A 14,269-nucleotide genomic window follows, 5' to 3' on the forward strand; every position below is an offset into this window, starting at 1 on the left:
ATTTTCAAATTTAATGTTAACCTTCTTTAAAATAATATATAAACGATTAAAATGAATTTTGAAAATATTCATAATTATATGTATAATCAAAACAACTATTTTATAAAGGGATGACTTAATTAATTCATGAATGACAAACGTAAAAGAAATAACAGACTGGTTTATATCATTTCAGTGTCTATTATTATTATTATCACTGCAATTGCTGGTATATTTCCTAAGACATTTGGTACACATGCTCAAACGATGTACGATTTTATTTCAAATACTTTTGGTTGGCTTTTCTTACTTATTATATTTATTTTAGATATTTTTCTAATTTCTTTAGCTGCTTCTAGATATGGTCGGTTCAAATTAGGAGACGATAATGAAGAACCTGAATTTTCTTTCATGTCATGGATTGGCATGTTATTCTCTGCGGGTTTAGGTGTAGGCATAGTCTTTTGGGGTGTAGCTGAACCACTCACACATTATCTTCACTCACCGTTTCCTGGAAAAGCGCCAGATCAATCTCCTGAATCCGCAAGACTTGCTATGGGTTATACCTTTTTTCATTGGGGAATCTCACAATGGTCTATTTTTGCAATGGCTGGGCTTATCGTCGCATACTTTCAATTCCGTAAAAAACGGGATGGTTTAATTTCTACTGCTATGGAACCTGTCTTTGGTGAAGCCTACAAACGTCCTTTTCGAAATATCATTGATATCTTAGCAATTATTGCTACCGTAATGGGGATAGCAACATCAATTGGACTTGGTATTATGCAAATTAGTGGTGGGTTAAATCATGTCTTCCAGGTACCAAATAACAATATCACTAAAATTTCGATTACAGTATTAATGATGATTATTTTCATTGGATCTGGTATTACAGGTCTAGGACGAGGCGTAAAATGGCTGAGTAACCTTAATATTATATTAGGCGCTTTATTACTTGTCTTCATGCTTATCTTCGGGGATTTAAAATTTATCTTTGAATCTTACACACTTGCTATCGGGGACTACATAAGACACTTTGTCGAATATAGTTTACGTATTGATCCGTATACAAATAACAATGCTTGGATTCAACAATGGACTGTCTTCTATTGGGCATGGGTTATTTCTTGGTCACCATTTATTGGAGGTTTCGTTGCACGTGTATCACGCGGTCGCACCATTCGAGAATTTATTATGTGTGTGCTTATAGTACCTCCACTCATTTCATTCGTTTGGATTTGTGGCTTCGGTGGTATGGCTGTCAAAATTGCTATGGGTGGCGATAAAATTGCTAGTCTTGTAGATAAAGATTATACGGTTGCTTTATTTGAATTATTATCAAAATTTCCATTATCTGATATTACAAGCGGTCTTGCCATTTTGTTAATCTTTTTATTCATTGTCACAAGTGCTGACTCAACAACACATATTGTTGCTGGAATGGCTACTGGAGGCAGTGAAAATCCAAAAATAAAACACAAAGTCATTTGGGGTTTACTTATTGGGGCTATTTCAGTCGCAATGACCATTGCAGGTGGATTAACAAGTCTACAAACAGCCTCTGTTGTAACTGGCTTACCATTTTCGATTATTCTATTATTGATGACGATATCTATGATGCGTGCGTTACGACGAGAACATACAAAACATTTCCAAATGTCATATGTTAAGGATGATAAAGATTACTCTATTCCACTCGAAAAACGCGAAAAGAATAGTAAAACTCTAAATAATGATCATTCGGAAAAATCATAAACATACAATTATATGTATTTAATTGACTCATTACTATGTAGTATGAAACTCTAATAACAAAAATAAAAACGTTCTCCCTATTTGTTAGTGAGAACGTTTCTTTTATCTATATATCATTACCCATCTATCTCAAATCCCATATCTTCAATCATTTGGTAATCGAGTTCATTAGGCTGTCCGCCTGTCACTAAGTAATCGCCTACAAAGATAGAGTTAGCCGCTTGAAGTGCAGTTGCTTGAAGTGAACGTAAATTGACTTCACGACCACCCGCAATTCGAATTTCTTTTGTGGGATTAATTAGTCTAAACAGAGCTAAGATACGTAAACACTTTGTTGGAGATAATAAGTCTAACCCACCAAACTTGGTACCTTTAATCGGATGTAAGAAATTTACTGGAATACTGTCTGCATCAATCTCTTTCAACGCAAATGCCATATCGATAATATCTTCATCTGTTTCTCCCATTCCACAAATCACGCCAGAACAAGGTGAAATGTGATGTGCTTTCATCATCTCAACTGTATTCACACGGTCTTCATATGTATGTGTTGTCACAACTTCATCGTGATAACGTTCACTTGTATTTAAATTATGATTATACCGATCGACACCAGCTTCTTTTAACTGTGTTGCTTGTTCATCATCAACCAAACCTAAACACGCACAAATTTTAAGTTGTGGATGAATAGCTTTAATATCTTCTACCGTATCACAAATATGATTTACTTCTTTATTCGAAGGACCACGTCCACTCATTACAATACAATACGTCCCAATTTTATGGTCTGTCGCGACTTGTGCTCCTGCTTTAATTTGTTCCTGATCTACCAAAGCATAACGCTGTTTTTCTTTCATTTTGACAGATTGCCCACAGTAACCACAATCTTCCGGACAAATGCCACTTTTCGCGTTGAGAATCATATTAAGTTTTACTTTTTTACCATAATAATGCTTTCTTACTATATAGGCTTCATTTAATAATTCAAACGTATCAATCGTCTCGTCTTGAAATAGACTTAGACACTCTTCTTTAGTTAACGCTTCTCCATTCAATACACGTTCTGCTAGATTTAATGTCATGATGTTTGTCACTCCTATCTTTTAAAATATACTAATAAAACTCATAATTGTAAACTTTATATAATTATAAGTTTACATTATTCCTTGATTAAATCAAAGGATGTTTTAAAAAGAAATGGTCTATGAATATAACCTCAGACAACCCGAAGTGTAACTTGTAACCATTAGATATTTGAATAACTCATAAAAAAACTTGAGCCTACATATGTAAAATACATATATTAGGCTCAAGCGATTTAATATAACTATTTATTTTGTAATACGTGTACCAATTTTACCTTCTAGCGCATCATTCAAACCTGATAAAGAGGTAATTAACACACTACCTTTGGGATTCTTTTCAATAAATTGAAGGGCTGCTTCTACTTTTGGCAACATACTGCCTTTCGCAAATTGATTATCGGCAATATATCCTTTCATATCATCGACTGTAACGTCACCTAGTCCTTCTTGATTGTCTTTTCCGTAATTAATATAAACATAATCAACGGCTGTTAAAATAATTAATTGATCCGATTGTAAATGAGCTGCAAGTAATGCACTTGTCTTATCTTTATCAATGACTGCATCGACACCTTGATAACGATCTTGTTTCTTAACAACTGGGATACCGCCACCACCCGCTGCAATCACAAGCGTGCCATGTTTAATGAGTGTTTCAATACTATCAAGTTCAACAATATTAATAGGTTGAGGAGAAGGTACAACGCGACGATATCCACGTCCTGCATCCTCAATAAATGCATACTCTTTTTCTTGTCTCATTTTATCTGCTTGTTCTTTTGTATAAAATAAGCCAATAGGTTTCGTTGGATGTTGAAACGCTGGATCATCGTTTGCTACTTCGACTTGTGTCACAAGTGTCACGACGTCTTTATTAATCCCTAATGCATGTAATTCATTAAGTAAGCTTTCTTGCATCTGATAACCAATATACGCCTGACTCATTGCGCCACATTCAGGGAATGGGAAAGGCGGGCCTTGTTCATGTTCCGCTGCATAATTTAACCCTAAATTAATACTTCCCACTTGTGGTCCATTCCCATGACTAATGACCACTTCATATCCTTTGTTGATTAAACCGACTAATGATTGAGCTGTTCCTTTTACAAGCTCTAATTGTTCTTTCGGTGATTCTCCTAAAGCATTACCACCTAATGCGACCACGATTTTAGACATCCATAGGTCCCCCTTTTTCTCTATTCGCCTAAAGTTGCCACCATTACTGCTTTAATCGTATGTGCTCTGTTTTCGGCTTCTTGAAAGACAACAGAACGATCACTTTCGAAAACCTCATCTGTGACTTCCATTTCATTCAAACCATATTTTTCTTTAATTTGTTTACCAATTTCTGTTTCTGTATTATGGAAAGCAGGTAAACAGTGTTCAAAAATGGTATGTGGATTGCCTGTTTTTTCTATTAATTCTTTTGTTACACGATAAGGTTCTAATAATTTAATACGTTCTTCCCAAATATCATCGGGCTCACCCATCGACACCCACACATCTGTAGCAATCACATCCGATCCTTTCACCCCTTGGTCAATATTGTCAGTCACTAAAATAGTCCCGCCATTTTTATCAGCCAATGATTGGCATGTTTCTAGTAACTCATCTTTAGGTCTTAACTCTTTCGGACACACAAGATGAAAAGTCATCCCCATAATCGCTGCGCCTTGCATCAATGCATTTGCCATATTATTACGTCCATCACCAATATATGTGAAATGAATGTCTTCATAAGGTTTTTTTAATACTTCTTTTGCAGTTAAAAAATCAGCAAGCACTTGTGTTGGATGATCTTCATTCGTTAAACCATTCCAAACCGGCACACCCGCATATTCTGCAATTTCTTCAATAGTACGTTGAGAAAATCCGCGATATTCGATACCGTCATACATACCACCTAAAACACGAGCCGTATCTTTAGCCGTTTCTTTTACTCCCATTTGTGTACCTGTCGGCCCAAGATACGTCACATGAGCACCTTGATCATAAGCTGCTGTTTCAAATGCACAACGTGTGCGTGTAGAATTTTTTTCGAAAATTAAAGCAATAGTTTTACCTTTAAGTTTTTGTTGTTCAATACCAGCATATTTTGCACGTTTTAAATCTTCAGAGAGATTAAGTAAGAATTCCATTTCTTTTTTTGAAAAATCAAGTAATGTTAAAAAATTTCTATTTCTTAAATTTTGCATCTTGATCCACTCCTTTGTCAGAAATTTAGTATTTAAAACCCAATACACATAATGGGTATTGATAGTACAATATGTGTAACTTTTTATTATATTATTACACAAAAAATATAAGATAGAAATTCAAAACATATAACAAAAAAACTTCTTTGCCATATTTTGACAAAGAAGTCACTCATATTTATGCTGTTTTAACTTTTCTTTTTGCTTCACGATCTATCATATCTTGTTTTGTAACAATTGGATATTTTTTGAATGCAAGAGAACCAAGGAAGCCTGCTAAACCACCTACAATGGCCATTACAATACCATAGATAATCACTTTCATTGGACTATTAAAGCCAAACATCACTAAGAATCCTGCAATTGGTGTTGCTGTCCCTGTTGCATCATTGATCATACCAGATAAAGCGATAATTAACCCTGCAGCAGCTCCTCCAAAGAAGTTTGTCACATACACTGGTATCGGATTAGCAGAGACAATATCAGCTTGAGATAACGGTTCAATACTTACTGAAATTGTTGATTTACGATCCCCTAATTTTAAACGATGGAAAAGCGTACCATTCATAAATGCCGAACTAAATGCAGCCATAGCACCAATGGCCATTGGCACGCCAGTTAAACCAAGTAATGCGGTTAAAGCCATTGAACTTAACGGTGCTGTACCTACAACGGTAATAATGCCTCCAAGAATAATCCCCATAATAATTGGATTTGTATCCGTACTACTTTTAATAATGTCACCAATTTTTAGTAATGTATTATTCACTACTGGCGTTAAACCCGTCGCAATTAAACGTGCAAGTGGTGCAAGAAGAACGATTGAACCAATAAGATCTACACCATCTGGAACATATTTTTCTGTATATTTCATAAGATAACCTACAATATACCCAGCAAAGAAGCCTGGAAGTAAGTCTAAACCACCACAAGCAGCTCCAATAACTAATGCATACACAGGTGAAACACCAATAGCTAAGGCAGTTAACCCAGCAGCAGCGACACCACCAAGACCTCCTGCAGCGTCACCTAGTTGTTCTAAAAATTTAATACCAAATACTTCTCCACCTACATATTTGTTAAAAGCTTCTACTAAAAATGTCGCAATAGCTGCGTTGGCTAAAGCTCCCATCGCACGCATACCACTAGGTGCTTTATATGTAAATAACGTAAAAATCACTAAGACTAAAACTAAAAACAACGTACCAATTAATAAATCCATAGTCTACTGTCATCCCCTTATATTTAATTTAGATGTGAGGTATGGCTTCAAATCGAACAATATCTCACTACTTACTTTCTTCCTTAGTAGACAGTTTACTAAAAAACGAAATATATTTCACGGAATTTTTTGAATTTTTAAATTAAATTGGAAAATTTGTTTATTTTTTACTTAATTACTTCGAAATATATCTATCTTATACATTATGAAATGATCGATAAAATGATATAAATATACAAATGAAATAATCTGATAAAGTAAATATCCTAAAACGACCGTAATTATAACAATTTTGTTAACACTGCCCATATTACCCTACTCTATTGAATAAAATGCCTTCTGAAGGGTAAATACAAATGTGAAGAAAATTAAATCAACTTTTAAAATAGATAAAGAAGAGCGGAAATGCTCAACCAAAGGAGGACTTCACTATTATGAAATACGTAGTAGTCGGAACATCACATGCTGGTTATGCTGTAATCGAAACATTATTAATATCAGATCCAGAGGCGGAAATCGAAGTATTTGAAAGTGCCGAAGCACCTTCATTCTTATCTTGCGGTATTCAAAGTTATTTAGAAGATGTTGCACCATCATTGCAATCCTTACATTATGCAGATGCAGAATCATTAAAAGAACAAGGTGTGAACTTGCATCTTCAAACAACGGTAACGGATTTAAATACCCAAAATAAAACTGTAACTATTAGAAAAGATGGCCATACTTCAGAAGTCTCTTACGATAAATTATTCTTAAGCCCAGGTGCTGTACCAAACGAACTACCAATCAATGGCATCAATGATTACAATAATGTCTTATTTATGCGTGGTGAAGAATGGGCCGACAAAATCAAAGAACGCATGCAACATGCGAAGAAAGCCATTGTAGTCGGCGGCGGTTATATCGGTATCGAAGCAGCCGAAGCCTTTACCAAAGCCGGCATTGATACAACACTTATGGATGACCACGATCGTATTATCAACACTTATTTAGATAAAGAATTTACAGATATTCTAGAGAAAAACATTGCCGAACACGGCTTAAAATTTAAAGGAAATGCAAGCGTTAAAGCCTTGAAAGCAGACGAAAATAACAATGTTACAGCCGTAGTCACAGATGACGGCGAATACGAAGCAGATACAGTATTATTTGCTGTCGGCGTTAAACCTGCAACAGAATGGTTAGACGGCAAAGTTGAACTCGGCAAAAAAGGCATTATCAAAATCAACGACCGCTTAGAAACATCAGAAAAAGACGTTTATGCAAGTGGCGACGCAACGCTTATTCCATTCGCGCCTATCAACGAAGACCGCTATATTGCACTTGCAACTAACTCTCGTCGTCAAGGTTACGTAGCAGCACGCAACATGGCAGGCAAAGACATGAAGATGCCACGCGTTTCAGGCACATCTGGTCTTTCTTTATTCGATTACAAATTCGGTCAAACAGGTGTACATGAAACAGAAAAAGACAGTTACGACGGCAACTTAGGAGCAAAATATATCGAAGTACCTGTGCGCCCTAAATTTCGTCAAGACGATACAACAGTTCATCTTAAAATCATGTTCGATGAAGATACACATCGCATTCTAGGCGGACAAATTATGAGTACGGAAGACTTAGTAGAATCTATCAACACACTATCGGTTGCAATCAATGCAGGCTGGACATTAGAAGAACTCGCATTAGTCGACTTCTTCTTCCAACCAGACTTTAACCGTCCATGGAACTACTTGAACATCCTAGCACAACGCGCATTAGGCGACGATGTCTTCCCTAAAGACAAACAACTCTTCTAAACCCTTATGGACAAAAACCAGAATAAGTATATATATTCAGGGTATATATAAGTAATAGACATCTAAATAATAATTAATAGGAGGCTGGTGTAGATGTTCAAAAATATATTATTACCCTATGATTTCGAAAATGATTTTAGTGCTATCCCTGACTATTTAGAAAAAGTCACCGATGAAGATTCAGTTGTTGTAATTTATCACGTTGTAACAGAAAATGATCTTGCAATTAGTGTCAAGTATTATAATAAGCATAAAGAAGATATTATTAGAGAAAAAGAAAAAAAACTCACTCCATTTTTACGTGAATTAGAAAAAAGAGATATTCAATATAAAATAGATGTAGATTTTGGGCATATTAAAGATACAATCTTAGAAAAAATTACTTCTGGAGATATAAATAATGGTGAATTTGATTTAGTAATTATGAGTAATCATAGAGTCGATTTGAATATTAAACATGTTTTAGGAGATGTTACACATAAGATTGCTAAAAGAAGTTCTGTCCCAGTACTAATTGTTAAATAAACATAAGAAGTAAGAAATTTATTAATTCAAAAAGCCTAAATACTCTCTCGATTTGTGAGAAAGTATTTAGGCTTTTTTATTTTTTTAATTTTGGTTTGTGATTTTTTAGATTATTTTTTGATTAGTCGTTCTAAAAAAGATTAGACACGCATTTATGCCGAGAAAATTTATTGAAGTTGAGAAGAACTCTTAACTAAACTTGTAGACGAATGTCGGCATAGCATGATTTATTAAGCCGACCATTCGACAAGTTTTGGGATTGTTAAGGGTTCCGAGGCTCAACGTCAATAAAGCAATTGGAATAAAGCAACAATAATTGAATAAGGTGAGCTATTTTACTGAAATTTATTTTGTTAATAAGATCCATGTTAAATGTCCTAGGATAAAAATAATAACAATCGTTAATATAGAACTGATAAAGGTTATTATTTTTATTTTTCTTTTACTGAATTCTGGACTTTTATAAATTGAAAAATAAAACATAACGAGAAAACCGAAGAACATCGCATACATGAGTATTAGAGAATCCCAATTAATATCCACGTAGCCTCCGCACATTAATCCGTAGGTTCCTAAAATTGTAAAAAATAAAAGAATTTGATTTATGAAAGTTGCCATTTACTAGCCTCCAAAATAAAACAATTAGAATAAAGCAATAATTTTTATTTCGAGCATTTTTCACATAGTACTTTTTGATTTTTTGCCCAACTTTTTAGGTTTGTTATTCCGTTAAGATTTTTTGAATTTGTGTGTATTGTTATATTTTCGTTTTTGTCGATTTCCTTATCACAATTACTGCACTTTAATTTTTCAAGAAACATAAAATGACCTCACTTTTTGTGATTTTTGAAACGAGTTGAAAACGAGTTTCTTCTTGTCTTGATGATTAGGTGCTATCTTCTCGGCTAATTCTATTCCAAGTTGATTACATTGTGCTGGTGTTACTTCGCCAGGCTTAAATGACTGGATAACCACATGACCTTCGTTGCCACCCGTTTTTCCATACAGTTCACGTGTCGCTTTGAAACTTCCCTTGGCATAGTCTATGTCACCATTTAAGCCACTTTTTTCTTCAGCCCGTTTTTCAGCGTAATTAATAGTCCGTGACGTTGATTTCGTTGAACTTATTTTAGCTGTGGCCATTTGTATCACGTTCTTTCATTTCTTTATAAGATGTATAGCATTTAATAACATCTATAAAGGCTAAAAGTAAAAAAAAGATACTTGCCCAAAATTGATGTGCATAAAAAATAAAATAGCTAATCATAATTAAACAGACAATAAATAAAATTAGACTTAAAATCATATTTATTTTAGGACTTTCCATATTTCATCCAACCTTCTACGTAATTCTTCGATATTATATTCTAATGCTTCATAATTCGGCGCCTCATATTGATATTGGTTACAATATTTAGCAATTTGATTAGCATTTGATCCTAGCTTGCTTAAATCCTTAGCTATCGATTGTCGCGTTTCTTTATCAAATTTTGGTGCGACCAATCGACTTCCCTGTGCCTTTTTCTTAACGAAAGCAGGCACACTCATATTTAAAGTTTCCGCAGATTGTTGTAACTTTAAATATTCGTCTTTGTTCACTCGAAAACTAATTTGTTTACGCTCCTTACGGTTAGGTTTACGGTTTTTACTAACAGCATCGTTGCTAGCCACAAATGTGTTTCGTTCACTCATTCATTCCCACCACGCTTTCTTCGAAAGTTATTACTTGAATAACCTAAGCATATAAAATATGTAAAGGTTATTAAAGTAATATAGTGGTTTGGCAAGCACTGGCTTTGCTAGCCACATACGTGGTAGCGTCGCCGGCTTGTTGGGGAATATCCCCAAGCCCCTTAAGATTTTTTCTGCGAAAAAATAAGTGGCTAGATATTAGCCACTTATTTTATATAACAATATTTCTAAATTCAATTTACTCTTTATCAGATTTTGTTATTTTAGCATTATTATCTTCTAGTAGTTTTTTAAATACTGAATCGGCTCTACCTACGAAAGAGAATTTTTGAGGAAAAGACATTTCTATTATAATTTTATCTCCTGTATCAGTATAGTTAAAATTTTTCATAATAATTCCTCCTATTATATTTAAAAATAACTAAACAAATTATAATTAATATAAAATAATATATTAAACAGACTAATATTGAAAGTAATATTGTATTATCAGAACTATTGTATTTTGAAAAAATAAACTGTGATAAATCAATATTATAAATATAGTACTTTTATTAATATTAATGACTTTAAGGAATTACCAAAGAAAATAAAAATGTTGAAAGGATGACTTTAAATTGAATAAGTTCTTTTCGCTAATGATACTAATAATTCCAATTTTTATGATATTGCTTTTTTTAATTAATGATATAGAAAAATCTTTGTTGATAACTTTAGTAATCTTAATAATTACAATAGCTCTGCTTTTTTTATAAAGAGGAAAGACAATAAATGATATATTATACAAACTTACTACCTATAATCAGTAATTATGTGAACAAAAATAAATATCTTAAAATGTTATTTGAAATTATGATTACGTTAAAGTTTATATACTGAAATAATTAACAATACACATTACTGTGTATTGTTTTTTTATATTGTAAAATAGACTTTATTAAATTACTAAGGTACCCTTAGTCGTCTCAAAATAAAACTCAATCCTTTTATGGATTGAGTTAGACAGACTATTTTACAATGATAACGGGAATTTTTGAACGTTTAGCCACTTTGTGACTGACGCTACCCAATACCATTTCTTGTAAACTATTTAGACCACGAGACCCTAAAACAATTGCTTGATATTTACCACTATTAGCAACTGAAACCACTGTTTCTGCAGGAAGACCATGTGCAATTTTTACTTCATAATTTACATTATGTTCTACAAATAGTTCAGTTATACTGGATAATTTGTCTTCTCTTTCATTTGTTAAACTATGTCCTTGTTTACCATGTAAAACATCTGTTTTCGATTCTTCAACATTTACAACTGTAATTAAAGTAACTATAGTATTTTCATCTATAAAGTTCAAAACTTCCTGTGCTGAACGTAAACTATTTTCTGACCCATCGGCTGCTAATAAAATTGATTTATACATAAACAACACTCCTTAGTTTAAATGATTTTCATTTAGTTTGCTTAATTCTGAGACTATTTTACGACTATCTGAATTTAGTTTTTCTACATGAACAATGTTATTTTTTTCTTCGAACTTCCTTACCATTGTATCAATAGCATCTACTGCTGAATCATCCCATAAATGAGCATTATTAAAGTTTAATTCTATAATACTATTTTCAATATTAAAGCTAATTTGATCCATCATAGAGTCAATAGAAACAAAAAAGATTTGACCTTTAAAAGATAAACGGTTAGTTTTACCAAACTTCTCAGATGTTACTTCTACTTTTGATATTTTAGTAGCAAAGAATAAAGCACTGAAAATAACACCTACGACCACGCCGAGAGCTAAGTTATGTGTCATCAGTACAATTATCACTGTAAGTATCATAACAACTGCATCTGTTTTTGGTGCTTTTTGAATATATTTAAAAGAATTCCAATCAAATGTACCAATCGAAACCATAACCATAATACCTGCTAAAATTGGCATTGGAATTTGAACAACAAGTCCTCCAAGAACAATAATCATGAATATTAAGACAACACCAGCAGAAAAAGTAGATAATCTACTGTTTGCACCTGATTTGACATTGATTACAGATTGTCCAATCATGGCACAACCTCCCATACCACCGAATAATCCTGTAATCATATTAGCAATGCCTTGGCCACGAGATTCTCTGTTTTTACTACTATAAGTGTCTGTTGCATCATCTACAATTTTAGCAGTAAGTAAACTTTCTACTAGACCTACAATAGCCATAGATAGCGAGTATGGAAAAATGATTTGAAGTGTTTCTAAATTAAAGGGAACATTAGGAATTAAAAAGTGCGGTAAAGCTTGCTTAATATTTCCTAAATCACCAACAGTTCTCACGTCAGAACCTGTATACATATAAAGAGCAGTCAATACGATGATAGCTATTAATGGTGCAGGTATTGCTTTGAAAAATTTAGGGATTATATATACAATGAGTAATGTTACAATTACATATATATAAGTTGAGATTGAAATACCGAAGATATGTTCTATTTGGGACATGAAAATCATAATACCTAATGCATTTACAAAACCTATCATGACGGAATGAGGTATAAATTTCATTAAACGCCCCACTTTGAGAAGGCCTAAAACTAATTGAATTACTCCCATTAATATCGTGGCAGCTAAAAGATATTCTACACCATAATCTTTCACAAGTGGTGTAACTAATAAGGCAACAGCCCCTGTTGCACCTGATATCATTGCAGGTCTACCACCAACAATAGCAGTAACAACAGCGATGATAAATGAAGCATACAAACCAACCATTGGATCTACGCCAGCAATAATTGAAAATGCGATAGCTTCAGGGATTAAAGCTAAGGCAACCACGATACCGGCAAGTATATTTTTACCTGGCTGGTTAAACCATTCATGTTTTAATTTTTCAACCATAACTTACTCTCCTTTTTATTTAATTATATTGTAAAGTATAACAGAAAAGTTTCATATGTGTACCCTTTAATGAAACTTTCCTGTTATACTTTAGCTATAGGGTGGTGCAAGTAAATGAAATACGGTTATATCAGACCTGTTACAATAAACGATGATTTAAACGAACAAAAAAAGAAAATAGAAACCTATACAAAAAAAATAGTTGAGGAAAGTCATGCTAATAATAAAAAAAGAAATGAATTAGACCTTCTTTTAAAAAAGAAGTTGGTCTCGGGGGATGCAGTATATATTACAGATTTATGTATACTTGCAGATTCTACGAAACAATTAGTAGATATATTAGATTATCTTTCACAGAAGGATATATCTTTATATGTAATTAATTTAAACCGATATATTTATAAAAATATTCAAGGAGAATTTTTAGAAATACTACATGATATTACAGACTTTCAAAGTGATGTTGTTAAATTTAGGACACGCGTTGGATTAGAAAATTATACAAAAGAAGGAAAAAAGTTAGGCAGACCCAAACGAGATGATAAAAATCTTAGAGATGCTATAGAAATGTATATGAGCAAAAATTACACTCTAGATGAAATAAAAGAAAAAACAAACATAAGTAGAGCAACTTTATATCGTCATCTAGATAAATAAGAGATAGTAAATGTTGTTTCAAGATATAGAACATAATATAATACTGTCGATTAAAGAGGAAAGTAAAGTGATCTTTAAAACATTAAATATTAGTGAGAAAGTTTTTTTATTAGTACTCGAAAATATAGAAAGACAAGACTTAGCAAAAACATAGAAATATTTTATAATAAATACTTTCCAATATAGTGAACTACAAGATATGCTGAGTTAACGAAAAAGAAATGTAAAAAAATTCCTCTATGTCAAATACATTAAATTCAACTTTTATTGATTATGTATAAGATATACATTTTAACTACCTATAATCTTTTCTTATGTCAACAGTTTCATAATATATATTGATATACACTACTGATAATAGGTTTTAATTAATATTAAGCGCATACTTTTTATGGATAGAATATTAGTATTACATATTTTTTGGGGTTCAAGAATATGCCCCGATTTTATATCAAATTTGGAAGAAAAAGCATAA

General features: G+C 32.8%; 13 protein-coding genes and 2 pseudogenes. 5 read left to right on the forward strand and 10 right to left on the reverse strand.

The features are described from left to right. The first annotated feature begins 126 nt into the window (after nt 1-126). The gene (locus HMPREF3046_RS08225; RefSeq protein WP_070718519.1) at nt 127-1,734 is read left to right on the forward strand and encodes a BCCT family transporter; all 1,608 of its coding nucleotides are present in this window, start codon (nt 127-129) and stop codon (nt 1,732-1,734) included. A 116-nt stretch (nt 1,735-1,850) separates the two neighbouring features. Here HMPREF3046_RS08225 and bioB read toward each other — a convergent pair whose 3' ends face one another. The 4 genes from bioB to HMPREF3046_RS08245 form a co-directional block, all read right to left on the reverse strand. Further along, the gene (bioB, locus tag HMPREF3046_RS08230; protein ID WP_070718525.1) at nt 1,851-2,816 is read right to left on the reverse strand and encodes a biotin synthase BioB; all 966 of its coding nucleotides are present in this window, start codon (nt 2,814-2,816) and stop codon (nt 1,851-1,853) included. Nucleotides 2,817-3,065: 249 nt separating this feature from the next. After that, the gene (arcC, locus tag HMPREF3046_RS08235; RefSeq protein ID WP_070718528.1) at nt 3,066-3,995 is read right to left on the reverse strand and encodes a carbamate kinase; all 930 of its coding nucleotides are present in this window, start codon (nt 3,993-3,995) and stop codon (nt 3,066-3,068) included. Between the two features lie 20 nt (nt 3,996-4,015). Beyond that, entirely contained in the window at nt 4,016-5,014 is a 999-nt protein-coding gene (gene argF, locus HMPREF3046_RS08240; RefSeq protein WP_002454693.1) for an ornithine carbamoyltransferase, read from the reverse strand. Nucleotides 5,015-5,192: 178 nt separating this feature from the next. Beyond that, nucleotides 5,193-6,194 carry a PTS sugar transporter subunit IIC gene (locus tag HMPREF3046_RS08245; RefSeq protein ID WP_256278228.1) on the reverse strand — a complete coding sequence of 334 codons (1,002 nt, stop codon included), beginning with the start codon at nt 6,192-6,194 and terminating at the stop codon, nt 5,193-5,195. On the opposite strand from HMPREF3046_RS08245, the pseudogene HMPREF3046_RS11550 reads away from it, so the two are divergent. From HMPREF3046_RS11550 to HMPREF3046_RS08255, 3 genes and pseudogenes are all read left to right on the forward strand, one after another. Continuing rightward, nucleotides 6,154-6,237, forward strand: a pseudogene (locus HMPREF3046_RS11550) (hypothetical protein); the annotation flags it as partial. The gene HMPREF3046_RS08245 and the pseudogene HMPREF3046_RS11550 sit on opposite strands and share 41 nt — an antisense overlap. 433 nt (nt 6,238-6,670) lie before the next feature. Further along, the gene (locus HMPREF3046_RS08250) at nt 6,671-8,035 is read left to right on the forward strand and encodes an FAD-dependent oxidoreductase (RefSeq protein WP_070718532.1); all 1,365 of its coding nucleotides are present in this window, start codon (nt 6,671-6,673) and stop codon (nt 8,033-8,035) included. A 93-nt stretch (nt 8,036-8,128) separates the two neighbouring features. Beyond that, complete coding sequence (locus tag HMPREF3046_RS08255; protein WP_000475805.1) at nt 8,129-8,560, forward strand: universal stress protein; 432 nt, start codon at nt 8,129-8,131, stop codon at nt 8,558-8,560. Nucleotides 8,561-9,439: 879 nt separating this feature from the next. Here the strand turns inward: HMPREF3046_RS08255 and HMPREF3046_RS08265 are convergent. The 6 genes and pseudogenes from HMPREF3046_RS08265 to HMPREF3046_RS08285 all read right to left on the reverse strand — a co-directional run. After that, nucleotides 9,440-9,703: pseudogene (locus tag HMPREF3046_RS08265) on the reverse strand (relaxase/mobilization nuclease domain-containing protein); the annotation flags it as partial. After that, a complete protein-coding gene (locus tag HMPREF3046_RS08270; RefSeq protein ID WP_070718546.1) occupies nt 9,690-9,887 on the reverse strand; it encodes a hypothetical protein in 198 nt (65 codons plus the stop codon). The gene HMPREF3046_RS08270 and the pseudogene HMPREF3046_RS08265, both read right to left, overlap by 14 nt. Then, nucleotides 9,869-10,252, reverse strand: coding sequence for a plasmid mobilization protein (mobC, locus tag HMPREF3046_RS08275; protein ID WP_070718549.1), 384 nt, complete (start codon nt 10,250-10,252; stop codon nt 9,869-9,871). The genes HMPREF3046_RS08270 and mobC overlap by 19 nt, the downstream gene beginning before the upstream one ends. Before the next feature lie 238 nt (nt 10,253-10,490). Then, nucleotides 10,491-10,643, reverse strand: coding sequence for a hypothetical protein (locus HMPREF3046_RS11375; RefSeq protein ID WP_017175576.1), 153 nt, complete (start codon nt 10,641-10,643; stop codon nt 10,491-10,493). A gap of 616 nt (nt 10,644-11,259) precedes the next feature. Further along, a complete protein-coding gene (locus HMPREF3046_RS08280; RefSeq protein ID WP_002447403.1) occupies nt 11,260-11,673 on the reverse strand; it encodes a universal stress protein in 414 nt (137 codons plus the stop codon). Nucleotides 11,674-11,685: 12 nt separating this feature from the next. Further along, nucleotides 11,686-13,137: a SulP family inorganic anion transporter gene (locus HMPREF3046_RS08285; protein WP_002447402.1), complete on the reverse strand. Its 1,452-nt coding sequence runs from the start codon at nt 13,135-13,137 to the stop codon at nt 11,686-11,688. Nucleotides 13,138-13,251: 114 nt separating this feature from the next. Between HMPREF3046_RS08285 and HMPREF3046_RS08290 the strand changes: the two genes are divergently transcribed. Then, the gene (locus HMPREF3046_RS08290) at nt 13,252-13,794 is read left to right on the forward strand and encodes a recombinase family protein (RefSeq protein ID WP_002447401.1); all 543 of its coding nucleotides are present in this window, start codon (nt 13,252-13,254) and stop codon (nt 13,792-13,794) included. Nucleotides 13,795-14,269: the final 475 nt, after the last annotated feature.

Source organism: Staphylococcus sp. HMSC070D05 (genome assembly GCF_001815595.1).
GTDB classification, from domain to species: Bacteria; Bacillota; Bacilli; order Staphylococcales; family Staphylococcaceae; genus Staphylococcus; species Staphylococcus hominis.